Origin of the sequence: Streptomyces sp. NBC_01166 (assembly GCF_045039765.1) — a bacterium.
Lineage (GTDB): Bacteria > Actinomycetota > Actinomycetes > Streptomycetales > Streptomycetaceae > Streptomyces.
Genome location: NZ_CP108613.1, coordinates 6,981,507 through 7,005,399, shown reverse-complemented (window position 1 = coordinate 7,005,399; position 23,893 = coordinate 6,981,507). Strand labels below are relative to the sequence as shown.

Here is a 23,893-nt window from a genome sequence, read left to right as displayed (position 1 = left end):
GCCGCAACCGTCATCCCCCGTACGACGACCGGGGCGGGCGGCGCGGGTGAGCATCGTCGCCATGACCGGACCTTTCCGATACACCTCGCCCGCACCGCCGAAGTCCGCCACCGGAGAGATGGCGGACGTCTACGCGCAACTGGCCACCGACTTCGGGATCAAGGACGCCACGACGTTCGTCGTCCTGTCCGCCTCTCCTCCCCTGCTCACAGCCACCTGGGCCCTGATGCGGGAGTCGCTGCTCGCGGGGCGCGCCTCGCGCACCGGGAAGGAGCTGGTGGCGGCCGGGGTGTCCCTGGCCAACCGGTGTCCGTTCTGCGCCACCGCGCACGCCGTGCTGCTGCACGCCACCGGTGACCACCGGCTCGCCGAGACCGTGCTACGGGGCGGTGAGCCGGAGGACCCCGGCGACCGCAGCCTGCTCGCCTGGGGCAAGGACATGAGCAGGCCGCGGCCGTTCCCTGAGCACGAGACCGCCGAGTACGTGGGGACTGCGCTCGCCTTCCACTTCATCAACCGGGTCGTGTCCTCGCTGCTTTCCGAACAGATGCTGCCGGGCGGCCTGGAGAAGTACCGGCTGGTGCGGAGGACGGCGGGTCGCTCGCTGGCGGCGACCGTGCGCCGCGACCTGCGCCCCGGCACGTCCCTGACCCTGCTCGGAACGGCCGGTGAGGCCCCGCCGTGGGCGGCGGACAGCCCGGTCGGTACGGCTTACGGCGCGCTGCTGTCCGCCGCGCGCCAGGGAGCGGGCCTGCTGAGCGACGAGGACGCCGCGTTCGTGCGGCAGTCGGTGGCGGGCTGGGACGGTGTCGCACCGCTGCCGCTGAACGCACCGCTGCCGAGCCGGGCGGAGAAGCCCGGAGCCAGGCTCGCACTGCTCGCCGCACGGGCCCCCTACCGGATCACCGACGAGGACGTGGCGGCCTGGCGCCTGCCGCCGTTCACGGACCACTGCCTGGTCCATCTGATCGCCTTCGGCGCGATCTGCGCCGTCGAGCGCGTCGAGGCCGCCATGCGGACGACTGCCGAGGGGCGCACGTGAACGCCGCGGAGGCATGGAACGGCCCTCTGGGCCGCCACTGGGCCGATCACCCTGACCGGTACGACGCGATGCTGGCGCCCTTCGACTCGGCTCTCTTCGACGCCGCGGCCATCGGCGTGACCGACCGGGTGCTGGACATCGGGTGCGGCAGCGGGGGAACGAGCCGGGCGGCCGCCCGGCTGACACCGCGGGGGCGGGTCACAGGCGTCGACATCTCGGCGCCCCTCGTCGCGCGGGCCCGTGCCCTGACCGACCCCGCGCGGGACGGCGACGTGACCTTCGAGCTGGGCGACGCCCAAGTCCATCCGTTCGAACCGGGCGGCTACGACGTGGCGATCAGCCGGGGCGGGGTGATGTTCTTCGCCGACCACGTCTCGGCCTTCGCCCACATCGGGGAGGCTCTGCGCGCCGGCGGCCGCCTGGTCTTCGTCTCTCCCCGGCCCGCCCCGACCGACGGGGAGGAGCGCCGGGCGCTGGGCCTTCTCGCCTCTCTGGTGGGCGGGGACCACGCCGTGGACACCTCCGTGGCGGCGGCCATGGCGTCCTTGTCGGATCCGCAGCGGATCACGTCGGTGCTGGGGGACGCGGGTTTCGAGGAGATCACCTCGGTGCCGGTGACCGCCGCGACCCGCTGGGGCGGGGACGCGGCGGACGCGGTGGATTTCTTCGTCTCCCGTGCGCAGGGGCCACCGGTCACGGACCGGACGCGTGCCGCGATGGCGGACGTGTTCCGGCCCTACGAGGCCCCGGAGGGCGTCCTGCTGCGGGCGGGCGTATGGGTGGTCAGCGCCCGTCGGCCGCGCCGATCGCGCCCGGGGCCGGCGGCCGGTGCTCGTACCAGCGCCGGTCGGCCTCCAGCTGCGCGGCGAGCGAGATGAGCCGGGCCTCGCTGCGGGAGGGGCCCAGGAGCTGGGCGCCGAGGGGCAGGCCGTCGCGGGTGAAGCCCGCCGGGACGTTGACGCCGGGCCAGCCGAGGACGTTCCAGGGCCAGGCGTAGGGGCAGGCCGACGTCATCGCGAGGTCGGTGCGCCAGGCGCTGAGCCGGTCGAACGCCCCGACCCGTGGCGGCGGGGCGGCCGTGGTCGGGGTGAGGAGCACGTCGTAACCGTGGCCGCCCGGGGCCGTGTCGAAGAAGGCGCCGATCCTGGCGTGCTGGCGTACCTCACGGGCGCGGGCGGCCCGCACGATCCGGCCGCCGAGACGGGTCCCGGTGCGCAGGGCACTGCGGGTGCGCGGGTCGAGGAGCGCGGGCTCGGGGTGCAGCGCGGCGAGTTCGGCGATGCCGGCGGTGGCCCGGGGGACGAAGGAGAGGCCGATGAGCCCGTAGCGGGGGTGGGCCTCCTCGACGTGGTGGCCGAGCCGGGCGAGGACTTCGGCGAGGGCGGTGACGGCGCGCAGGACCTCCGGGTGGGGCGCGTTGCGGGTGAGGGTGGGCGGAGGCCGCAGGGAGAGGCCGATGCGCAGCCTGCCCGGGTCGCGGCGGGCGGCGGCGGACGCGTCGACGGCGGGCGGGCGGTGCGGGTCCCGTGGGTGCGGTCCCGCCGCGGCGTCCAGGAGGAGGGCGGCGTCCGCGACGGTGCGGGCGAGGGGACCGTTGACCGTGAGGCCCTGGAAGGCGTCGCTGTTGGGGTGGACGGAGACCCGGCCGCGCTGCGGCTTGATGCCGACGAGGTGGGTCCAGGCGGCGGGGATACGGATGGAGCCCGCGCCGTCCGAACCCAGTGCGGCAGGGACGAGTCCCGCGGCTACGGCCGCCGCGGAGCCGCCGGACGAACCCCCGGGCGTGTGCGCGGTGCTCCAGGGGTTACGGGTGACGCCGAAGGCGGCCCCTTCCGTGAAGGCCCACTGGCCCAGCTCGCAGGAGTTGGTCTTGCCGACGACGACGGCCCCGGCGGCCCGGAGCCTTCGGACCGCCTCGCTGTCGGCTGTGGCGGGCGGCAGTGCGCCGTCACAGCCGAAGTAGGTGGGCATCCCGGCGACGTCGGTGTCGTCCTTGACGGCGACCGGCACCCCGAGCAGCGGAAGCCGCTCCCCCGCCTCCAGCCGCAGGTCGGCCTCGGCGGCCTCGGCGAGTGCGGCTTCCGTACGGAGCTGGCGGAAGGCGTTGAAGGTGTGGCGGCTCGCCTCGATGCGCGAGAGCGCCGCGGCGACGAGCGCGGACGAGGTCGTCCGGCCCTCGGCCAGCTCCCGGGCGCAGTCCGTGAGTCCGGGCTGTACGGGCGGCTCCACCGGCCTGATCGGCCCGGTCCGCTCCGTGGGGTCTGCTGAGGACATCGCCACCGCCTCCTCGGGTCCGCCGGAGCACCGGCCCCGGGGTCCGCCCGGAGTCCGCCCGAGCGGTCTACCGGAGAGTAACGAGGCAGGGGGGTCCGCTCAAGCACGCCGCACACGGACCGGCACCCGTCTCCCTCCCCCGGGTGGTGACGCTCCGGGAGCACATGCGGGAGACGGGCGGGCGGCAGCGGGTACTACGGGCGCACGTGGATCTCGCCGATCCCCGAACCGAGGCCGGCGCAGTGGGCGGTCGACTGCCCGGACTCGCCCGGCCTCAGCGTGACGTGCTCACCGTCCACGTCGGGCGACCAGCCGCAGACCAGGTGCACCCAGAAGGTCTGCGTGGCCGAACCGTTGTTCCGGCAGAGCGCGTAGCCGGTGTAGTCGTCGATCGCGTGCTTGCCGGTGTCGCACGACAGACCCGGCGGGATGGCGGCAGCGGGTGCGACAGCCACCGCGACGGTGGCCGGCACGGCGAGCGCGACGGTCAGACCGGTGACGGCGGCTCCCCGCGCCAGCGTGCGGACGACGTTCCCCTTGAACAGCTTCTTCATGTCTCCCCTTGATTCCGGTCGGGTTCCGGTGATCTTCGGGGCAGTGCTCCCCCACGTTCCGTAGCCGAAAACAGCGCCGAACCTCACCCTCCGTACGCCCGGTCAGCCGTGCGCCCAACCGTGCGCGGGCGTGCGCTCACCGGAAGGGGTGAACCTCTCCCATTCAGGCCCTGACCAGCGGATTTTCCGGCGTGGCGCCGCCACAGGGCGGCGCATCACCACCCATGGCGGGCGCCTGCGCAACCGGCCGTGCCCGCCGTCGCCGACAACTCGGCAGCCGCATCGCGTCAGGTGAAACGGTTCAAAGCAGATGCCCTTGACACGTCCTGTAGTCCTACCTAGCTTCGGCGGAGTACTTGAAGCGTTTCAGGCCCTGTTGGCTCTCTGGGGACCTGCTTCGAGGATTCGAGCGCGACGCGTCACCGGAGGAGTGCAGTGAATTCGAGAAGCCCCGTCGACCAGAATCCCACCGCCCCGGCACCGGCCTCCAGCACACGCGGCAGCGCGGGCAGGGGCGTGGTGCCGCTGTTCGCCGACCCGTCACCGGCGCGTCGCAGACGACGGTACGCGGTGGCAGGCACGGGCCATCGGGCCGGCATGTACGTCGCCGCGCTGTCCGGGGACCACGCCGATGTGGGCGAGCTGGTCGCCTGGCTGGACCCGAACCCCGCGCGCATCGACTGGTACGACACGGAAGTGGGACGCGCCCGCGGCCTCGACGGCCCCGCGCGCCTGCCTCGCTGGGCCCCGGACGGCCTGGAGGCGATGATCGACGCCCAGCGGGTCGACACCGTGATCGTCACGAGCCCCGATCACACCCATGCCTCGCTGGTCGACCGGGCGTTGCGCGCGGGCGCGGACGTCGTCGTGGAGAAGCCGCTCACGGTCGACGCGGAGGGCTGCCGTCTCATCAGCCGTGCCATCGAGGACACCGGGCGCCAGGTGGTCATGACGTTCAACTACCGCTATGCGCCCAGGAACTCGACGCTGCGGCAGGTGATCGCCTCCGGGGCGGTCGGCGAGGTGACCGGTGTGCACTTCGAGTGGGTGCTGGACACGGTGCACGGGGCGGACTACTTCAGGCGCTGGCACCGGCGGAAGGACCACTCCGGCGGCCTCCTCGTCCACAAGGCCAGTCACCACTTCGACCTGGTGAACTGGTGGATCGACGACGTGCCGGCCCGGGTCTTCGCCAGCGGGGCGCTGCGCTTCTACGGCGACAGGAACGCGGCCGCCCGAGGCCTGGGCCCGCGCCCCGAGCGCGGCACGGGCGCGCACGGTGACCCGTTCTCGCTGGACCTGCGCGCCGATCCGCGGCTGGACGCCCTGTATCTGCGGGCCGAGGAGCATGACGGATACCGCCGGGACCAGGATCCGTTCGCGCCCGGCGTCACCATCGAGGACAACATGGCCGTCCTCGTCGACTACCGGCGCGGCGCCACCCTCACCTACTCCCTCAACGCGCACGGGCCGTGGGAGGGCTACCGGGTCACCGTGAACGGCACGGAGGGCCGCGCCGAGCTGCAGGTCGTGGAGCGCGGCTTCATCGAGCTCGACTCCGAGGGCAACGCCGTGCTCGATCCCTCGGCCACCCCGGGCGCGGTCACGCAGGACCCGCTGCGGCCGGAGGGCGAGCGGCTCACCGTCCAGCGGCACTGGCAGCGGGCCGAGGAGATCCCGATCCCCGGCGGTATCGGCGGCCACGGTGGTGGCGACGCCATCCTGCTCATGGACGTCTTCCGTCGCGATCTGCGACTGGAGGACGACCCGCTGGGCCGCGCGGCGGACCACCGCGACGGGCTCCGCGCGGTCGCGGTCGGTATCGCCGCCAATCAGTCGCTGGTCACCGGGCTGCCCGTGACCGTCGACGCGCTCGGAATCCTGCGGCGCCCGGAGCGGAACACACAGCCGGGCCCTCACGTTCCGTAGCCGGAAGCGCCGCTGGGCGTAACCCTGCGTACGCCCGGCCGTCGTGCACGCAACCGTGCGCGGGCGTACGCTCGCCAGGTGGGGTGAATCCCGCTCGTGGAGGCCCTGAACAGGGACGTTTCCGAGGAGGCGCCGTGACAGGACAGCGCATCGCCACTCGTGCCGCCGCATGTGCGGCCGTGGTCGTGCTCGCCGTCACCGGCACCACGACGGCCCAGGCGGACGACGACATCGAATCGCTTCCCGCCGGGCAGATCGCCGACCTCTCCCGCGACGCGCTGCTGGACGTCAGCTCCGTGCATCTGCGTGCGCGGGGCGACCTCGGGGAGGGCCGTCCGCCGATGACGGTGAACCTCAGCCTGGACCGGAACGGCAACTGCGCGGGCGGCGTGGACCTCGGCGAGGACAAGGGTTCCGTCGAGATCGTCAAACGGGGCGACTCGGTCTGGCTGAAGCCGGACGCGGACTTCTGGGAGAACCAGGTCCCCGTGGGCGGCTCGGCCTTCGAGGCCGTGCTCGCCGGACGGTACATGAAGGGCTCCGCCTCGGACTCCAGACTGCGGCCCGTCGTGGAGGCGTGCGATCTGGACACCTTCCGCGAACTGGTCTCCGACAACGCCGGCACCGACGTCGGTTCGTTCACCAAGGGGAAGGTGACGACGGTCGACGGCGTACGGACCGTGCCGGTCACCAGGACGCTGCACGGACAGAAGCTGACGGCGTACGTCGACACCGGTGGCGAGCACTACCCGGTGCGGATCACCGTGCTGGGTGACGGGGCGGACGCGGCCGTGGACTTCTCCGGCTTCGACGAGCCGGTGCCCACAGCCACCCCGCCCGCTGACGAGACGGTGGACGTCAGCGCCGTGCTCGGCCGGGCTCCGGCGCAGTCCTGACGCTTCGGCTCGCCGAGGTGGCCGTTCAGGGGCGCGGCCGGGTCGCGGTGTCGAGGTAGAAGGCGTCGATGCTCTGGACGGCCTGCTCGAACTCCTGCAGGTTCACGGGCTTGGTCACGTACGCGTTGGCGTGACTGCTGTAGGCGCCGGTCACATCGTCCGGGGCGGTGGACGTGGTGAGGACGACCACCGGAATGGACTGCAGGTCCTCGTCGTTCTTCAGGACCTTCAGCAGCTCACGGCCGTTCATCCGCGGCATGTTCAGGTCGAGAACGATCAGGTCGGGCCGCGAGTTGCCCGGGGCGCGCAAGTGTTCCAGAGCGGCGACACCGTCGGTCACCTGAACCAGATTGCGGGCTCCGCGCTCGGCGAGAGCCTCCTCGATGAGCATGGCGTCGGCCATGTCGTCCTCGACGAGCAGGACGTCGAACGCGCGGGAGGGGTTGGTGCTGATCATCGGGTGCTCCGTGGGTTTCTCGTCGGAGTGGTGGAAAAGACCTGGCCAGCGGCGCCGGGCGCCTTGCCGGCTCATACCGCAGGCGGCACCGAGCTGTGGATAGCCGGCACCCGCACGGGCCGCAGCCACGGCTGCTTCCCGCTGGAGCCGCTCGGCTGCCTGCTGAAGGTTCTCCAGCACGTGTAGCAGAGCCAGAGCCAGAGCCGGGGCCGGGTCGTCCGGCGCCGGACGCGGCGAGGAGTCCAGCAAACGGCGAGCGAGACTCTGCGCAAGACTGTCGACCTCTGCGTCGGCGATGAGGGCCGTCTCCTCCGGAGTGGTCCGCAGTTCGAAGTTCTTGCCTGGCATGTCCGGCACTCTAGGGCCTCGATGCTCTCGGTGACAACAATCGTTGTCACCCCTTAGAGTGTGCTGGCCGCTCCTCCGGGCGGCTGACGCAGCGAGGAGTCCACCGAATGACCGGGAATACGAAACCACCGCGTACGCGGTGGTTTTCCACGTGGACGACCCGGCGGTGGCTTCGCGTGGGAGTGGCCGTTTCCTTGGTGGTTCTGGCCCTTCTCGGAACGACCGGGGCATGGGTTCTGGCGCGGAGCACCTCGATCAGCAGCGAGCTCGCGGACGTGCGGTCGCCCGCCCTGGCACAGGCGATCCGTCTGGAATCGGCTCTGCTCAACCAGGAGACGGGCATCCGTGGCTACGGGCTCACCGGCACGGCGGAGTTCATGACTCCCTACGAGGAGGGCCTCGCCAAGCAGGAAGCCGTCGTCGCGCAGCTCACCGAGCTCCTGCACGGCGACCGGGCCGGCCTCGACGACCTCAAGGCCGTGCAGGATGCCACGGCTGTGTGGCAGGAGAGAATCGCACGGCCGATCGCCGCGGCACCCGGCGGCTCGCCCTCACCGCTGGCCGCCCAACGGGCGGCGGAGGGCAAGAAGACCTTCGACGAGGTACGCGCGGCCCTGAGCAGGCAGCAGGAACGGCTGCGTGCGGAGAGCGTCCGGGTGAAGGGCGACCTCAAGGCCACGATGGCCTTGCGCAACTGGATCTTCAGCGCCATCGCGATACTGATGGTCGTGCTGACGGCCATCGTCTTCGAAGGACTGCGCCGCGGCATCAACCGGCCGCTGGAACAGCTCGGCACGGACGCCCGGATCATCGCCGGCGGCGACTTCGACCACCCCATCACCCCGACCGGGCCCGCCGACCTGAGGCGCCTGAGCAGCGAGATCGACTTCATGCGCCGCCGTCTCGTGAGGGAGCTGGCCTTCAGCGAGGAGTCGCTCCAGCGCCTCGACGCGCAGGCCGCGAACCTTCAGCGCTCCAACGCCGAGCTGGAGCAGTTCGCCTACGTGGCCTCCCACGACCTCCAGGAGCCGCTGCGCAAGGTCTCCAGCTTCACCCAGCTCCTTCAGCGGCGCTACGGCGGGCAGCTGGACGACCGGGCTGATCAGTACATCGACTTCGCGGTCGACGGAGCGAACCGCATGCAGATCCTCATCAACGACCTGCTCGAATTCTCGCGGGTCGGACGGGTGAACAACGCTCACCAGAGCCTCGACCTGGGCAAGGTGCTGGAGCGGACCCTGTCCGGGCTGAGCGTCGGCATCGAGGAAACCGGCGCGACGATCACCCACGACCCGCTGCCGACGCTGGTCGCCGACGCCACCCAGATGGGCATGCTCTGGCAGAACCTGATCGGCAACGCCATCAAGTTCCGTCGCCCGGGCGAGACACCGAAGATCCATGTCTCGGCCGCCCGGGAGGACGAACTGTGGCGGTTCACCGTCACCGACAACGGCATCGGCATCGCACCGGAGTACGCCGACAAGGTCTTCGTGATCTTCCAGCGGCTGCACACCAAGGATGTCTACTCCGGCAGCGGCATCGGCCTCGCGATGTGCAAGAAGGTCGTCGAATTCCACGGCGGCACCATCTCCGTCGACACGGCGTACCAGGAGGGCACCCGCATCACCTTCACCCTGGCGCCGGAACCGCCTGAGAACCCCGGCCCGTCCTCCCTGCCGGAGGCCATCCGGTCCGGCGCGGAGCAGAGCGGATGAGATGACCACAGCCATGGCCGCCGCGGAGGCGGCGGCCGACGGGCCGCTGTACCGCATCCTGCTGATCGAGGACGACGAGGGTGACGCCCTGCTGGTCGAGGAGCTCCTGCACGACACCGGCCTGCGGTTCGAGCTGACCACCAGGACCACCCTGGCCGAGGCCCGCACGGAACTCGCCCTCGCCCCGATCGACTGCATCCTCCTCGACCTGCACCTGCCCGACGTGTCGGGCATAGAGGCGGTCGCCGCCGTCCGGACCCTGGCCCCGAACACCGCGGTCATCGTCCTCACCGGACTGTCCGAAGCCCGGGCGGGCACGGACGCCATGGCCGCAGGAGCTCAGGACTACCTGGTCAAGGGCAAGGTCGAAGCGGACCTGCTGCACCGGACGGTGCGCTACGCCGTCTACCGCAGCCGGACCGAACGCACGAGCGCCCTGGCCCAGGTCGCCCGGGTGCGGGCGGAGGAGAACGCCCGCCTGGAGCGCGGCCTGCTGCCCCAGCCGATCCTCGACACCTCCATGGTGAGAGTGACCTCCCGCTATCTGCCGGGCGCCGCGATGGCCCTGCTGGGCGGGGACTTCCTCGACGTGGTGGAGGGAGACGACGGGCTCCTGCACGCGGTCGTCGGCGATGTCAGCGGGCACGGCCCCGACGCCGCCGCCCTCGGTGTCTGTCTGCGCATCGCCTGGCGCTCACTCGTGCTCGGCGGACACCGCGGCGGGGACCTGCTGCACCTGATGGAACGCATACTGATCGCCGAGCGCGGAAGCCAGCAGCTGTTCGCCACCTGCACCCTCCTCACCATCGACCAGGACGCCGCCACCGCCACCTTCCACCTGGCCGGCCACCACGAGCCCCTCCTCACCACGGCCGGGGGGACCCGGGAACTGACCGCCGCACACGGCATCGCGCTCGGCATCGTCCCCGGGCTGCGCAGCTGGCCCTCCACGGTCGTTCCGCTCCCGGCCGACGGAGCACTCACCCTCTACACCGACGGCCTCACCGAAGGGCACAACGGGGCGACGAGCGAACGGCTCGGGGTGGAGGGACTGCTCACGCTGATCGAGGATCTGCCGCCGGCGGACCCGGCCCGCCACCTCGACCTCCTCATAAGGGAGGCCAACCAGCTGAACGCCGGCCGTCACTCCGACGACCTCGCCGTGCTCCGCCTCGACTGGGGCGCTCACCCCTGAGACCCTCGCCGTCCGCGCGCACTACCAGCGGGACGGCGCCCTGTGGGTCCCCTGGTACGGTGCCGCGCTCGCCGGGGCCTCGGGTTGCGGGGCGGTGAAGTAGACCGCGTCCTTGGGACGGTTGCGGGCGGCGTCGCGTTCGCGGGGGGCCGCCTGCAGGTGAGGAATGTGCTTGGAACAGTGGATGTACGCCTCGTGGACGGTGATGTGGATCCACATCTGCGGTGTACGTCCGGCGCCGGTGGGGGTGGGTATCCGGTCGTGGGCCTGCTGCTCCGTGGCGGCGCGCAGATGGGCGGCGCCGTTGACGTGGAGTCCGATGTGGTGCTCGCTGAAGTCCATGAACAGCAGGCCGATGTGGGGGTTCTCGGTGATGTTCCCGGCGCTGGCCAGGACACCGTTCCCGCGGTACTCGGGGTAGGTCAGGGTGTGTTCGTCCAGCACCTGCACGAAACCCGGCGGGCCGGCACGGAAGCTGGTGTCGCAGTTGCCGCGGGCATCGGCTGTGGACAGGAACACCATGGGCTGGCGCGCGATGAACTCGCGCATGCTCGGTGTGAGCTCCCCGTGTACCTGGCGGGCGTAGAAGTCGTCGGCGCGTTCGGTGGTGCCCATTTGCTGCTGCAGCAGCCGTTCCCCGAGTGAGGGTGTGCCGTCGTGGTGCGGGGTGTTCACAGTTCCTGGCGCCTCTCGTCGGGTCGTACGGGTGTCGAGGAGGGTTCCAGTGCCGGAACACCCTCAAGCGGGTCGTGGTGGATGCGGGCCCGGGGCACTCCGTGGTCCAGCAGGATCCGAGTGGCGGCCGTCACCATGGGGACCGGGCCGGACAGGAAGGCTTCGTGCTGGTACCAGGGGCCGAACTCGCGCAGCACGTCGGGGAGCATGCCCTCGCGTCCGGGGATGCGCTGGTGGGACACGGCCGCCCGCACCGTGAGCCAGTGGTGGCGCTGGGCGCTCCTGAGCATGTCGTCGAGGCCGTAGAGTTCCTCGCCCGTACGGGCTCCGATGAACACGTTCACGTTGCGCTGGAATCCGTTGCGGGCGGCCTGTTCCACCAGGGCGCGGATGGGCGCGAGGCCGGTTCCGCCGGCCACGCACACCAGGTCGCGGGTCCCCCGGGGGTCCAGGACCATGTCGCCCTGCGGGGGCCCCAGGCGTACGAAGTCGCCGATTCCGGCCCGGTGGACCAGAGCGGTACTGACCTGTCCGCCGTCCACCGCCCGGACGTGGAAGCTGAGGGTGGAATCGGGGCGGGGGGCGTGGCTGGGCGAGTAGTAGCGCCACGCCCGGGGGTGCCAGGGCGTCTCCATGCTCACGTACTGCCCGGCCGTGTAGGCGTACGGGTCCTGCGGGCGAACGGTGATCTCGGCGATGCCGTGACCCAGTGGCACATGGCGGATGATCTCGGCGGGCCAGACCGCCGGTCGCAGCTGTGCGTCGCTCTCGGCGGCCTGAGCCATCACGTCGGCGGCGGCGGTATAGGCGCGGGTCCAGGCGTCAGCCGTCTCCGGGCTCCAGGCGGGGCCGGCGTAGCGGGCCAAGGCGTCGAGCAGGCAGGCGCCGACCGCGGGGTAGTGGTCGCGCAGCGCCCCGAATTTGCGGTGGTCACGGCCGAGCCGGGTACAGAAACTCACCAGGTTGTCCGGATCGTCGACCAGATCCACGATGCGCAGCAGGCCGCGCAGCAACCGGTCCCGCTGCACATCCATGTTGGCCGGGAACAGCTCTCTGACCTGCGGATAGCGGGCGAACAGGATGGCGTAGAAGTACACCGTCACCTCGCCTGCCACCGGCCCGACGACCTCGACACTGGCGCGGACCAGTTTGATCTCGTCGGAGGTCAGGATCTCCGGAGTGGCTGCCATGCCGGCAGGGCCCTCCGGACCGGGTGGTGCCACGGGCTCATATCCCTGGGTGGCGCCGTCGGTGTGCCCGTATTCCGGGTGTCTGGGGGAGGGCGGCGTGCGGAACGTCGGCCGGAAAATCTTCATCGGCCTGACCGGAGGCCGTTGTGTCTTATCAAGGGCAGATCACAATCGGGTGGGTTCACGCGCGTCCACCGCTCGCGTGAGACGAGCGAGGCCGCGAGCGTCGGTGGGGGGAGCGGGAGCTCGAAGGCCCGCCCACCCTAGATCACGAGGCGGGCACGCGCTCCGGAGGACCCACCCCGTACGGATGCGGGGAGGAAGGCCACCCATCGGTGGCCGTCGCGGATGATCAGTAGATGCGCGTTCGTTGCCTCATGTCAATTGTTTGCCATGGCTAACTGTCGTCGTCGGTGAGCCGGTGAGATGGAAGCGGATCGCGGTTCCCTCGGTGCCGGTGTGGACGCGGACCAGGTCGGCGAGGTGGTGGACCATGAGCAGACCCCGGCCGCCGGGCTGGTCCCGCGTGGCCGGGCGCCGGCCGGCCAGAGGGTCGCTGAGCTGCCCCGAGTCCGTCACCTCGCACAGCACCTGACCGCCCTGCGACCAGACCCGGACGGTGCCCGATCCGCCACCGTGGACCACGCTGTTGGTGGTCAGCTCGGCGACGGCCAGGGTGAAGTCCTCCAGGCGCTCGCCCACGAGCCCCAGACGCCCGGCCCGTGCGACCGCGAATTCGCGCGCGGCGGGCAGTCGCTCGCCGTCGAACATGAAGGCCGGGGCGCGCGACGGGCGGGCCAGTGGCTGGTTGTAGGCGGCGACGATCCGGTCGGGGTCGTAGCCGCTGCTGCGGCTCTCACGCCCCTCGTCGACCACCACCGGATGCGTGGCGTACGCGTCGGCGAGCACCGCTGCGTCGAGCCGGACGGCGTCGTAGGGGCAGACGATGGTGACATCCCGGCCGCGGAAGGCAGCGTTGATCAGCGCCTCGTGCTGAACACAGGCGGGGTATTCGGCGGTGGTGCGGCCCGGCCAGATCGGCTCACCGATGATGCGCACCCGCCCGGTGGGGTGGGCGTCGGCGAAGGCCCGCAGCACGTTGGGGATGATCCGGCCCGGATTGCGCCCGGCCTCGTTCATGTCGATGAGCCGCACCGCTTCCGCGTCCGCCCCCAGTTCCGCGCGCAGCAGCTCGAGATTGGGGCCCGGAACGGCCACCGCCACCGGATCTCCGTCGGCGAGACCGTCCCGGATGAACGGCACCGTCCCGGCCAGGTACTCCTGGACGTCCCGGTAGAAGAGCGCCGGGTGGACGAACGGTTCGGCCGCGGGTGTCATGTCGCACCTCGATCACTGGCAGTCGGCCTCGGCGGCTCCGACGAACGGCTTGGCGGGAAGCCTCCCCCACCGGGGTCCGGCTCCGGCACGCGGTCTCAGAAAGGCATGCGGCCCCGGGCATTACGGCCGGCGGAACCGCTGCGGCCCACAGCCTTGGAGCTGCTGCGGAAGGGCTTGCTGAAGATCCGGCCCAGGACGCCGGGGGCCTTGCCGCCGACGCGTGATCCGGCTCCCAGGGTGCGCTGGGTGCCGCGCTCGGGGTGCCGCGAGAGGCGTGGCACGAAGAAGGCAAGGACTGCCAGAACGATACATACAGCGACAATGCCGACAATCATCATGAAGGACTCCTTGCTTCGGGTGTCCCTTCCGCTTGCCCCGCAGATGCGGGGGCATGCGCCGGTCTCGTCGCGACGACCGTCCGGCCGGCCCGTCCGCCGGTCCCGTGACCCTCGCGTCAGGCGGACAGTGCGGGGATCACCGTCGAGCCGTAGGCGTCGATGGTCGCCTCACGCGCGTCGTGCATGTTGTAGACGGCGAACTGGTCGACGCCGAGGTCACGCAGGACCTGGAGCTTCTCGATGTGGGCCTCGGCGGGTCCCAGGAGGCAGAACCGGTCCACGATCTCGTCGGGAACGAAGGCCGTGTCCGGGTTCCCGGTGCGGCCGTGATGGCTGTAGTCGTATCCGGAGCGTCCGGCGATGTACGCCGTCAGGGCCTCGGGCACAAGGCCGGAGTGCTCCCCGTACCGGGAGACGAGGTCGGCCACGTGGTTGCCGACCATGCCGCCGAACCAGCGGCACTGCTCGCGCGCGTGGTCCAGGTCCTCGCTCACGTAGGCGGGCGCGGCGACGCAGATGGTGACGGAGTCCGGGTCGCGGCCGGCCGAGGCGGCCGCGTCGCGTACCGCCTTGATCATCCATTCGGTGAGGTAGGGATCGGCCAGCTGGAGGATGAAACCGTCAGCCTTCTCCCCTGCCAGCGCGAGCGCCTTGGGCCCGTACGCCCCCATCCAGACGGGCAGCCTGCCGTCCTTGACCCACGGGATCTGGACCGGCTGTCCGTCGACGGTCGCCTCGCGCCCCTCGGCGAGATCGCGGATCACCTCGATCGCCTCACCGAGCCGGGCCAGCGTGCCGGGCTTGCGGCCGGCCACCCTCATCGCGGAGTCGCCGCGCCCGATGCCGCAGACGGTCCGGTTGCCGTACATCTCGTTGAGCGTGGCGAAGGTGGAGGCGGTGACCTCCCAGGTGCGGGTCCCCGGATTCGTCACCATCGGGCCGACGACCATCCGCTCGGTGTGCTCCAGGATCCGGCTGTAGATGACGAAGGGCTCCTGCCAGAGCACCGCCGAGTCGAAGGTCCAGCCGTAGCGGAACCCGTTCCGCTCCGCGCGGCGCATGAGTCCGACGACGGCCGAGGCGGGCGGATCGGTCTGGAGGACGAGTCCGAAATCCATGGCAGATACTCCTGGTCCGGTGCCGGCAGCGAGCGCGGGGATGTGAAGGCCGGGACCGGCTGCGCTCGGGAAGGCTCCGAGCCACGGTCCTCAGGTGTCCCGGGGCACGCCGGAGCGGCTCCGCGGGCGCGTCCGTGAGCGACGTGCTCCGGTAGAGCTTTCCACATCGGGCCGTGCCGAACCTCGTACGACGACCGCCGCTCGGGCGAGTCGCGGAGGAAAGGGCCGCCTACTGGGCGTACTCCTCGGTGAGGAACCGCATCGTCTGGTCGATGAAGACCCGCATCTCGCGCGTGAGGGTCTTGCCCCGGCGCCACGCGATCTGTGTGTACACCGTGAAGGGGATCGCCCAGGGCAGGGAGACCAGGCTCCCGGCCACCAGGGCGTCGGCGACCGTGGCCGTGGGGAGAAGGCTGACGCCGAGTCCGGCGGACACCCCTCGCTTGATGGACTCGATCGTGCCGAACTCCAGGAAGGGCAGCGACTCACCGGTGCCGTCGTTGAGTTCCGCCTCGAAGAGTTCCCGGTAGGCGCAGCCCGCTTCGGCGGAGAGGACCTGGACGCCGCGGAGGGCCTCGGTCGTCACCTTCTCCGCCTGCGCCAGGGGGTGCCCCGGGGAGGCGACGAGAGTGAGGGGCTCGGAACCGAGGACCTCCGTCTGGACGCCCGGGTGCCGGGTCTCGGCCTCCATGAGGAAGCCCAGGTCGAACAGGCCCTGGCGCAGGGCATGGCAGGTCTCGGCGCAGAGGCTGGGGCGGAGGACGATCTGGAGGGCGGGGTGACGGTGGTGGAAGAACTCCAGCAGCATCGGCATGCGGTAGGAGGTGATGCTCTCCATCGAGCCGACGGTGAGCGCGCCCGTGGGCTCGTCGGAGCCGAGGGCGGCGCCCCGCGCCTCGCCGGCGAGCGTGAGCATCTGCTCGGCGTAGGGCAGGAGCCGCCGCCCGGCGTCGGTGAGCTCGATCCGGCCACCGAGCCGGTCGAAAAGACTCACCTCGAGGGATTCCTCGAGGCTCTTGATGTGGGCGGTCAGGCTGGATTGCGCATACTTCAGTTCAGCCGCCGCACGAGTGAAACTGAGCAGCGTCCCCACCTTGTGAAACGTCGCCAACTGCCGAATATCCATGTCCCCTCCGAGGTCCGGTTTTCGCCGAACGTGGCGAACACAAGAAAATCAGCCCATGGGAGGGGTGGACCAGAACAACCAGCTGTCTCATCGAGGACAGACGCCGTCAGGAAACGGTCACGCTTTCGTCGCCCTGATCGAGCCCTTGCTTCGCGAGCAGGATGCCCGCCTGGAAGCGACTCGTCGCTCCCACCTCCCCCATGATTCCGGAGATATGACGGCGGCATGTGCGGGTGGACATTCCCAGTCGGCGGGCGATCACTTCGTCCTTGAGGCCCATGGCCATCAGACGGACGACCGATATCCGCAGGTCCTCGGCATGGTGATACTCGGAGGTCCCGCCGATGTCGAAGGTCTGGCTCCCCTGCCAGACGGACTCGAAGGAGCGGTACAGATAGGCGACGATCGTGGGGTCGGTGACGAGCGCCGCGCCGGGCGGCTCCTTGCCCGTACGTTCCTTGGGGATGAAGGCGACCTTGCGGTCGTAGATGATCAGCCGCTCGGACAGTTCCTCGGCGGTGCGGACCTCGGCGCCCGCCTCGCATATCTGGCGCACATAGGCGCGGGTGGCGAGGCTGGCGTGTGCGGTGTGCTGGTAGAGGGTCCTGATGCGGATGCCGCGCTCCCGCATCTCCAGGGTCTGCAGGAGATCCTGGTCGAGCAGCTCCGCGCTGCGGCCCCCACCGGGCTGAAGGGTGATGCGCTCGTCCGTGCAACGTCTTCGTGCCAGGTCGATCTCGCGCCGGACGTCCTCGAAGTCGTCGAGCACGCGGATCGGCACGTCCTCGGCCACGGGCTGGGCCCGCGCGCGGTACATCGAGGACAGGACGCGCAACTGCTGATGGATGCTGGAGATCTCCCGGCGGCGCTGGGCGATCGACAGCTCCAGAGGCGTGACCAGCTCCGCCTCGGCGATCTCGGGGTCGAGCGCCACGACCGCGCGGCCGCTCCCCTCCGAGGCCAGCAGCCTCATGTCCTGCAGGGTCTTGCGCGCCTGGGTGACCAGGCGGACGTCGACGCCGAGATGGCCGGCGACGTCCTCGTCCCCGAAGGAACCCGTCCGCAACGCGAACTCATAAGTCGCGACGGCCACTTCGTCCAACTCGTGATGCTCGTCCATCGGCCACCAACCCCCATCGAATGCCCGATATGTCGCTATCCACTTGCTGCCGCTCCATCATAGGACACCCCGCGGCACTCGATCTGGATCTCCGGAACTGACAGATTTCCACTGCGGCCCGGACGGCGCCGCAAACGAATGAGACTCACTGGGGGGACTCGACATGAAGGCTCGCACTTTCCTGACTCATGGCATCGCCGCAACCGCACTGGCAATCGGAATCTTTCACTCCGTCGAGATGACGTCCACAAGCACCGGAACGGACGAAACGTCCGGCCGGATAATCGTCGCCGACGACAAGTGGGACGTCGTCCCTCCCGCGCCGCCGGCCGGTTCCAGATCCACCGACACCCTCTCTTCCCTTTCCTGAATCCGCGCTGAAATACCAAGGAGCAACCGTGTTCCAGAGGAAACTTTCCGCGACCGTTCTCGAAACACTCCGGGCTGATTCCGGAACGCTCCACTGGCCGCGCCGGACCCCGTAGCGCCCGCGGCACCCGGGGGGGTGCGGGACGAGTACGGCAGGTGAGAGTCAGAAGTGCACGCGGCGGTCCTCGGGGGTCACCCGGTACCGGATGTCCCAGAGGCTCCGCCGCACATAGGTCCGCTGCAGCCACCGGTCCGATCCGTCGTGGCGGGCCTCGAAGGGCGAACGGGCGTGGACGCCCTTGCGGTTGTTGATGAGCAGGGCCTGGCCCGGCTCCAGCCGCACGGCGTGCGCCACCTCCCGGGCGACCTCCTGGAGGTGCTCGAAGGCAGCCTCGGCCTCCCGGTCGAGAGCGCGCACACCGTTCGCCGACACGGCGATCTCCGGGTACGGCCCGGTGCCGCTGATCACGGGCACCGGGTCGGACAGGACCTCCGCGCCGCCCGCGGCGCTGCGTGTGTAACTGCCCGGCGCGTTGAGCCGGAAGAGCGGACGGCGCAGCAGCTCCAGCGCGTCGCCGTCCAGTCGGCGGCAGAGATCGCGGGCATCCGCGTAATAGGTGACCGCCGCTCCCGAGGGGTCGCCCCGCAGGCAGTTGAGCACGAGGAAGTCCGGGTTGGCGACGTCGTAACGGCCCGTGGCGTCGTAGGTGATGTCGCTGTGGAAGTTCAGGAACACCGCTGAACTCTGGTTGGTCTGTGTCCGGGCGCCGCCGGCGACCGGAACGACGTCGTGGACCAGGCGGCCGCCCTTCTCCGTGAGCACGCCGAGCGCCTCACCGAGCAGGCCGGTCAGGCCCAGCAGCACGCCCTCGCTGACGAATCCGCTCTTGCCCCGGCCCGGGCCGCCGTCGAGCGGAGTGGGCCCGGTCTCCGCGTCGACGGGGAGGTTGCGCACCAGTGCGACACCCGGGGTGTCGATGTGCCTGCCGAAGTCCAGCACGGTGCGCAGGAGTCCGAGGGGCAGTCCCGCGAAGATCTGATGGCAGCGCGCCGTCGTCGCGTCGATGTCGTGTCCGGGATCGGGCAGGTCCGCCAGCTGCGAGCCGATCGCCTCCCGTACGGCGTCGGGCAGCACCAGGTCCGTAAAGGTCTTGGTGGACTCACTCATGTCGTCATACCCCCACTCGTATACCGGCCCGCGGGGCCGGGAAGTCCAGCCCGTCGTGCAACTGCTGGGCCAGGTGCAGCGCTTCGGCGCTGCCGTCGGCCACGTGCGTGGTGACCTTGCTCCCCCGCATCTCCGCCACGGGCACTCCCGCCACCCGCCCGGGCGCCACTCCGTGCCGGTGCTGGATCCCCTCCGTGTCGGCGTATCCGCCGACGACCGCCACCGACGGACGGCGGTTGAGCCGTACGGCGTCGAGCCCTTCGAGGTGGAAGGCGTGGTGGGCGGCGTCGGCGCGCGCCTCGTCGGGGTAGTCCAGTACCACGGACCGCTGGTTGAAGACCACGGCCGCCGCCTGGGTGCCCGCCCCGCTGATCGTCGTACCGGCCGTGTAGGGGGCGCGGTTGAAACGCAGGACGATCTCGATCCGGTGCCGCAGCGCCAGCTGTACGGCGCGGCGGTGCAGCACCTTCGCCCCGTACAGCGACATCAGGGCCGCCATGTTGTACGACACCTCCCGGAGCATCCTGGCCCCGGTGATCAGATGGGGATCGGAGGTGTAGATCCCGTCGACGTCGGAGTGGATCTCGCACGAGCGGCTTCCGACGGCGCGGGCGACCGCCAGAGCCGACAGGTCCGAGCTGTTCTTGCCCAGCCAGGTCGGGCGTCCCTCGGCGTCCACCGCCTGACCCCCGGGTACCACCACGACCTCGTACTCCGAGAGGGCCCGGCGCAGCGGGCCGGGATCGATCCCGGTCACCCGGGCCCAGAGGAACGAGGCGTTGGTGGTCAGTCCCAGCTGGTGTCCCGCGAGGACCGTGGCGCTGCGTCCCCTGCGGTGCAGGGCGGTGGCCAGGAGATGGGCGCTGACCAGGTCGGCAGTGGTCAGCAGGCCGGCGGCGGTCTCCGGCCCGGGTACGTCGTTGACCTCCTGCAGCCGGTCGCGCAGTCCTTCGGTCTCCCCCTGCATCGCACTCACCACGACGGCCATGGGCCGGCCCTCGCGGCGGATGCGCTCGTCGAGGCCGGCGGCGAGCTCGTGATAGGCGTCGGAAGTACGGAAGGTGGAGCCGCCGAACTTCAGTACCACCGGCGTGTTCACCGCTCTCCTCCCGCCAGGAAGCCGCGGCCGAGTGCGTACTCGGCGATCTGGACCGCGTTGAGGGCCGCTCCCACGCGCAGGTTGTCGGAGACGAGCCACAGCCAGAAGCCGCGCGGGTTCTGCGGCGACACCCGCACCCGGCCGACGTGCACATGATCGGGGTGGCCGGCGTTGAGCGGGGTGGGGAAGGCCGAGCGGTTCTCGGCGTCGTGCACGGTGACCTCGGTCTGGCGGCCGAGCAGCCCGACCAGCTCGCGGCGGTCCACCGGCTCGTCGGTCTCCACCCAGACCGCTTCGGAGTGGGAGTTGACGACCGGGACGCGGACACAGGTCGCGGTGACCTCGAGACCGGGCAGGCCCAGGATCTTCCGGGACTCCTGGACCATCTTCTGCTCCTCCAGCGTGAATCCGCTGTCCTGGAGCTCGTCGATGAAGGGGACCACGTTGAAGGCCAGCGGCGGACTGAACCGCTCGGACGGCAGGTCGGCGTCCGGATCGCGCAGGGCCACCTCGGCACCTTCCAGCAGTTCCTCGACGCCCTGGTGCCCCTGCCCCGACGCTGCCTGGTAGGTGCTGACGACGACCTGCCGGATCCCCCAGCGCCGCTCCACCGGCTGCAGTACCCGGACCAGGGGGATGGTCGAGCAGTTGGGGTTGGCGATGACGCCGCTTCCCGGAGGCCGGTCCAGGACGGCGTGGTTGACCTGTGGCACGACGAGCGGGGTGTCGGGGTCCATCCGGTAGGCACGGGTGTTGTCGATGACCAGGGCGCCCTTGGCGACGGCGGCCGGCACCCAGGCTCTGCTGACGGACGTTCCGGCGGAGAAGAAGGCGATGTCGACGAGACCGAAGTCGAAGTCCTCCAGGGAGAGCACCTCGTGCGGCCGTCCGCCGACCGGGATCTGGCGGCCGACGCTGCGGACCGAGGCGACCAGGTACAACTCGCGGTAGTGCAGATCCCGTTCCTCGAGAAGCTCGACGAGGGTGCTGCCCACGGCTCCGGTGGCACCGATGACGGCGATACGAGGGGCGGCGGGGTCGGTGACGAGAGTCATGAGACTTCTCCGTTCTGGGCGAGGGGCGGGTCAGTGGAGGGGCACGGGATAGTGCAGCCCGCCCGACGTCCACAGGTGGTTGAGTCCACGGGGCACGTCGAGGCCGGAGGCGGCGCCGAGGTTGCGCTCGTAGACGTCGGCGTAGGTGCCGACCGCCGACAGGACCCGGTCGGCCCATCCTTCGTCGAGGCCGACGGCCGGGCCGTGAGGTCCCGCGTGCCGGGCCGCGGCCCCGGGGCTCTCGTACTCGGCCGCCAGCAGGAGTTGGAGCACCCAGCGGACAAGGCGGAACCACTGCGGGTCGGCCTCGTGGACCGCGGCGGCCATCGGCTCACGGGAGATGGAGACCGGCAGGATGTGGTGGTCCCGCGGCCGGGGCAGCCGGGATCTGGCACCGGCGAGCGCCGTACGGTCCAGGACGTAGGCCGCGCAGTCGCCGTCGGCGTACGCGGCGAGGGCGTCGGCCGGGTCGTCGAAGGGGACGGGCTCGACCTCCAGGCCCCGCGGGCCGTACCAGGCCTCCAGGTTGAACGTGGTGGTGCAGCCCTTGTGGACGGCCAGGCGCCGTCCGGCGAGGTCCTCGGGTCCTGTGACGTCCGAGTCCGTCGGGACGAGGAACCCCTCGCCGTCGTAGCAGGTGACTCCGGCGAAGAGCACCCGGCGGGTGGCCTCCCGGCCCATGGTCCAGGTCAGGTTGCACGTCGTCAGGTCGGCGTGCCCGGCTTCGAGCGCCGTCAGCCGGTCACCGGCCGTGACGGGGCGCCAGTCGACGGCCTCGGGGTCGCCGAGGGCCGCCGCCGCGACGGCGCGTGCGATGTCGGTGTCGAGCCCCGTCCAGCGCCCCTCCGGGGTGCACCGCGAGAGTCCGTGGATGCCCTGCGAGACGGCTGCCCGCAGGGCTCCCCGCGCGCGGGCGGCACGCAGCGTCGCCGTCGCGGTCCGGCGGGACCCGGAGGGCCCGCCGTCGTGCGGCCCGGGGGTGGCCGCCGTGCGGGACGGTGAATGCGGGGCCGGCGGGCGGGAGAGGGAACGGCCGGTGGCGCGCAGCCTCGGAGCCGGGACGGGGCGGGTCATGATGCGCTCCTCAGCGGGTGGCGTCGGGCGTCGCTGTCGAAGCGCCGACGGTTGAAGGTGAGCAGCTCGGTCAGGTGGTGCGCGGTGACCGGCGCCGCTCCCCCGGCCTCCACGGGCATGCCGCCGGCCCGGCTCCAGCCGAGCATGGACCGTGCGTCGATCGTGGCGCGTGCGCGGTTGGCGTTGTCGGGGTGGAGGCAGTAGGGCACGTCGAGGACACCCCGGGCGAAGGCCCTGACCAGGCAGTCGCCGATCGTGCGGCCGGTCTCCAGGGCGGCGTCGACCAGGGTGCGGGCCTCCTCGTAGAGGCCCGAGGAGGTGGCACGGGGGCCGTCGGCGCCGTCCGAGGTGGTGGCGGCCACGGAGGCCGCGTACTCGAGTGCCGCCACGTTCTCCTCGACGGTGGGTATGCGGTGCGCCTCGGCCGGGGTCTTGACGACCAGGCGTTCGGCGCCGCCGTGGACGGCGAGGCGGGCGCTCTCGGCGAGGAGACGGCGGCTGCCGGCCTCGGTGCGCGGGAAGACGCCCATGAAGGTGTAGAGCACGATGTGGTGGGTGGTGGACAGCCGCTCGCCGGCGAGCCTCCGCAACGCCGCCAGTGCCTCCAGGTCCTGCCCCTGGTGGATCTGCTGCGCGTAGCTGAGGGAGATGCCCCGCAGGCCGTGTTCCTGGAAGAACATGGCCTCCAGCACCGCGAGCGCGACCAGGAGCGACGGCGGGCACAGCTGACCCAGCATGCAGCCGCCGAAGGTCTCGATGTGCGGGGGCACGGGCTGTGCGGCGAGCAGCTCGCAGCCCGCGCTCCACTCGGCGACCGCCCGCGTCAGCGGCACCCGGCCGTAGGGCAGGCAGTACGAGACCGGGCCGCCCTCCGTGGCGTCCGCCCCTGCCTCGGCCATCGCGCGGAAGAGCCGCAGGGGCCGGGGCGTGCCGTGGCGGATCTGCACGGGGAAGGCGGCCGACGAGCAGTCCTGGAGGAGAGCCCGCACGGCGGGGACGCCGTGGGCGAGGAGCGGGAAGCCGTTGAGGCCGGCGGGGTCGTCCCGCAGCGCGCGCCGCGCGGTCCCGTCGTCGAGACACCGGGTGTAGCTGTCCAGGGTGACGGTGCCCACGGTGGTGGCGTCCGCCCTCCGTACGGCGGCCAGGCCGGCGCGCATGCGGTGGAGTTCGCCGAAGCCCATGCGCGGCTGGACGACGAGACGACCCGCGGCGTGCGCGCGGTTGACGAAGCCGGTGAACCGGTCGGTGGCCGTCATCAGGCGGCTCCGGCCCCTGCGTCGGGCCGTCCACGGGAGTGGCCGGCCGCCAGACGGCCGAGGAAGGCCTCGAAGCGGACCAGGCCGGATTCGGGTCCGCCCTCGGCAGCGTCGTCGAAGACCCCGTCGTATCCGGCGGCCCGCAGCCGCGCGTCGGCGTCGGCGTGGTCGCGGCCGTCGATGCCCAGCTTGCCGCCGATGACGGCGGGCAGGGCCGCGAGTGACGGCACTGCGCGGAGGGTACGGATGAGGCGGAGCCCGTCCGTCCGTCCGTGACCGTTGACCGTGCTGATGACGAGAAGGTCGGGGCGGCCGGTGCGGCAGGCCTCGACGATCGTCGCGTCTGGCGTCGTGTTGCCCAGGTTCGCCACCTCGTGTCCCCGGTCCTCCAGGAACAGCTGGAGGTGCACGAGGTTCCACAGGTGGGCGTCGGAGGACAGGCCGGAGACGACGACGCGTAGGCGACGCCCGGCGAAGGCCGTGCCGTTCATGCTGTCCCCCCGGGGGTATGTGAGCGAGCGGTCGTGGAAACTATCCGCCCCGCTCCGCGGCCCGGT

Annotated in this window: 22 protein-coding genes; 6 read left to right on the top strand and 16 right to left on the bottom strand. The window is 71.3% G+C overall.

Annotation, left to right across the window (positions count from 1 at the left end; all coding sequences use genetic code 11):
- Positions 1 to 61 precede the first annotated feature (61 nt).
- Positions 62 to 1,042, top strand: coding sequence for a carboxymuconolactone decarboxylase family protein (locus tag OG379_RS31690; RefSeq protein ID WP_405666469.1), 981 nt, complete (start codon positions 62 to 64; stop codon positions 1,040 to 1,042).
- The gene (locus OG379_RS31685; RefSeq protein ID WP_405666468.1) at positions 1,039 to 1,920 is read left to right on the top strand and encodes a class I SAM-dependent methyltransferase; all 882 of its coding nucleotides are present in this window, start codon (positions 1,039 to 1,041) and stop codon (positions 1,918 to 1,920) included. Before OG379_RS31690 ends, OG379_RS31685 begins: the two co-directional genes overlap by 4 nt.
- Here OG379_RS31685 and OG379_RS31680 read toward each other — a convergent pair.
- Together OG379_RS31680 and OG379_RS31675 are read right to left on the bottom strand one after the other, a co-directional pair.
- Positions 1,826 to 3,316: an amidase gene (locus OG379_RS31680; RefSeq protein ID WP_405666466.1), complete on the bottom strand. Its 1,491-nt coding sequence runs from the start codon at positions 3,314 to 3,316 to the stop codon at positions 1,826 to 1,828. The genes OG379_RS31685 and OG379_RS31680 overlap by 95 nt on opposite strands.
- Positions 3,317 to 3,510: 194 nt before the next feature.
- On the bottom strand, positions 3,511 to 3,870 hold the full coding sequence (locus OG379_RS31675) for a hypothetical protein (RefSeq protein ID WP_393765957.1): 360 nt from the start codon (positions 3,868 to 3,870) through the stop codon (positions 3,511 to 3,513).
- A 435-nt stretch (positions 3,871 to 4,305) separates the two neighbouring features.
- Here OG379_RS31675 and OG379_RS31670 point away from each other — a divergent pair, with 435 nt between their 5' ends.
- Together OG379_RS31670 and OG379_RS31665 are read left to right on the top strand one after the other, a co-directional pair.
- A complete protein-coding gene (locus tag OG379_RS31670) occupies positions 4,306 to 5,799 on the top strand; it encodes a Gfo/Idh/MocA family protein (RefSeq protein WP_405666464.1) in 1,494 nt (497 codons plus the stop codon).
- 134 nt (positions 5,800 to 5,933) lie between these two features.
- Positions 5,934 to 6,695, top strand: a complete 762-nt coding sequence (locus OG379_RS31665) for a hypothetical protein (RefSeq protein WP_405666463.1) — start codon at positions 5,934 to 5,936, stop codon at positions 6,693 to 6,695.
- A gap of 25 nt (positions 6,696 to 6,720) precedes the next feature.
- Here the strand turns inward: OG379_RS31665 and OG379_RS31660 are convergent, their stop codons facing one another.
- Complete coding sequence (locus tag OG379_RS31660) at positions 6,721 to 7,500, bottom strand: response regulator (protein WP_405666461.1); 780 nt, start codon at positions 7,498 to 7,500, stop codon at positions 6,721 to 6,723.
- A gap of 107 nt (positions 7,501 to 7,607) precedes the next feature.
- On the opposite strand from OG379_RS31660, the gene OG379_RS31655 reads away from it, so the two are divergent.
- On the top strand, positions 7,608 to 9,215 hold the full coding sequence (locus OG379_RS31655; RefSeq protein WP_405666459.1) for an ATP-binding protein: 1,608 nt from the start codon (positions 7,608 to 7,610) through the stop codon (positions 9,213 to 9,215).
- Position 9,216: 1 nt separating this feature from the next.
- On the top strand, positions 9,217 to 10,410 hold the full coding sequence (locus OG379_RS31650; RefSeq protein ID WP_405666457.1) for a PP2C family protein-serine/threonine phosphatase: 1,194 nt from the start codon (positions 9,217 to 9,219) through the stop codon (positions 10,408 to 10,410).
- A 21-nt stretch (positions 10,411 to 10,431) separates the two neighbouring features.
- Here OG379_RS31650 and OG379_RS31645 read toward each other — a convergent pair whose 3' ends face one another.
- The 13 genes from OG379_RS31645 to OG379_RS31585 form a co-directional block, all read right to left on the bottom strand.
- A complete protein-coding gene (locus tag OG379_RS31645) occupies positions 10,432 to 11,085 on the bottom strand; it encodes a pyridoxamine 5'-phosphate oxidase family protein (RefSeq protein ID WP_405666455.1) in 654 nt (217 codons plus the stop codon).
- On the bottom strand, positions 11,082 to 12,275 hold the full coding sequence (locus tag OG379_RS31640; RefSeq protein WP_405666453.1) for a globin domain-containing protein: 1,194 nt from the start codon (positions 12,273 to 12,275) through the stop codon (positions 11,082 to 11,084). Before OG379_RS31640 ends, OG379_RS31645 begins: the two co-directional genes overlap by 4 nt.
- Positions 12,276 to 12,650: 375 nt before the next feature.
- Positions 12,651 to 13,613 carry an anti-sigma factor RsbA family regulatory protein gene (locus OG379_RS31635; RefSeq protein ID WP_405666451.1) on the bottom strand — a complete coding sequence of 321 codons (963 nt, stop codon included), beginning with the start codon at positions 13,611 to 13,613 and terminating at the stop codon, positions 12,651 to 12,653.
- A gap of 95 nt (positions 13,614 to 13,708) precedes the next feature.
- Positions 13,709 to 13,951, bottom strand: a complete 243-nt coding sequence (locus tag OG379_RS31630; protein WP_405666449.1) for a DUF6411 family protein — start codon at positions 13,949 to 13,951, stop codon at positions 13,709 to 13,711.
- Positions 13,952 to 14,067: 116 nt separating this feature from the next.
- Positions 14,068 to 15,069 (bottom strand): TIGR03842 family LLM class F420-dependent oxidoreductase, encoded by a 1,002-nt coding sequence (locus OG379_RS31625; protein ID WP_405666448.1) that lies wholly within the window; start codon positions 15,067 to 15,069, stop codon positions 14,068 to 14,070.
- A 229-nt stretch (positions 15,070 to 15,298) separates the two neighbouring features.
- Positions 15,299 to 16,195, bottom strand: coding sequence for a LysR family transcriptional regulator (locus tag OG379_RS31620; RefSeq protein WP_405666447.1), 897 nt, complete (start codon positions 16,193 to 16,195; stop codon positions 15,299 to 15,301).
- Between the two features lie 106 nt (positions 16,196 to 16,301).
- A complete protein-coding gene (locus OG379_RS31615) occupies positions 16,302 to 17,315 on the bottom strand; it encodes a hypothetical protein (protein ID WP_405666445.1) in 1,014 nt (337 codons plus the stop codon).
- A gap of 532 nt (positions 17,316 to 17,847) precedes the next feature.
- Positions 17,848 to 18,852 (bottom strand): TauD/TfdA family dioxygenase, encoded by a 1,005-nt coding sequence (locus OG379_RS31610; RefSeq protein ID WP_405666443.1) that lies wholly within the window; start codon positions 18,850 to 18,852, stop codon positions 17,848 to 17,850.
- Positions 18,853 to 18,856: 4 nt separating this feature from the next.
- On the bottom strand, positions 18,857 to 19,951 hold the full coding sequence (locus OG379_RS31605; RefSeq protein ID WP_405666441.1) for an aspartate kinase: 1,095 nt from the start codon (positions 19,949 to 19,951) through the stop codon (positions 18,857 to 18,859).
- Positions 19,948 to 21,006: an aspartate-semialdehyde dehydrogenase gene (locus OG379_RS31600; protein WP_393765971.1), complete on the bottom strand. Its 1,059-nt coding sequence runs from the start codon at positions 21,004 to 21,006 to the stop codon at positions 19,948 to 19,950. Before OG379_RS31600 ends, OG379_RS31605 begins: the two co-directional genes overlap by 4 nt.
- 30 nt (positions 21,007 to 21,036) lie before the next feature.
- Positions 21,037 to 22,080 carry a transporter substrate-binding domain-containing protein gene (locus tag OG379_RS31595; RefSeq protein WP_405666439.1) on the bottom strand — a complete coding sequence of 348 codons (1,044 nt, stop codon included), beginning with the start codon at positions 22,078 to 22,080 and terminating at the stop codon, positions 21,037 to 21,039.
- Positions 22,077 to 23,336 carry a methylaspartate mutase gene (locus tag OG379_RS31590; protein ID WP_405666438.1) on the bottom strand — a complete coding sequence of 420 codons (1,260 nt, stop codon included), beginning with the start codon at positions 23,334 to 23,336 and terminating at the stop codon, positions 22,077 to 22,079. The genes OG379_RS31595 and OG379_RS31590 overlap by 4 nt, the downstream gene beginning before the upstream one ends.
- Entirely contained in the window at positions 23,336 to 23,827 is a 492-nt protein-coding gene (locus OG379_RS31585) for a cobalamin B12-binding domain-containing protein (protein WP_393765974.1), read from the bottom strand. The genes OG379_RS31590 and OG379_RS31585 overlap by 1 nt, the downstream gene beginning before the upstream one ends.
- Positions 23,828 to 23,893 lie beyond the last annotated feature (66 nt).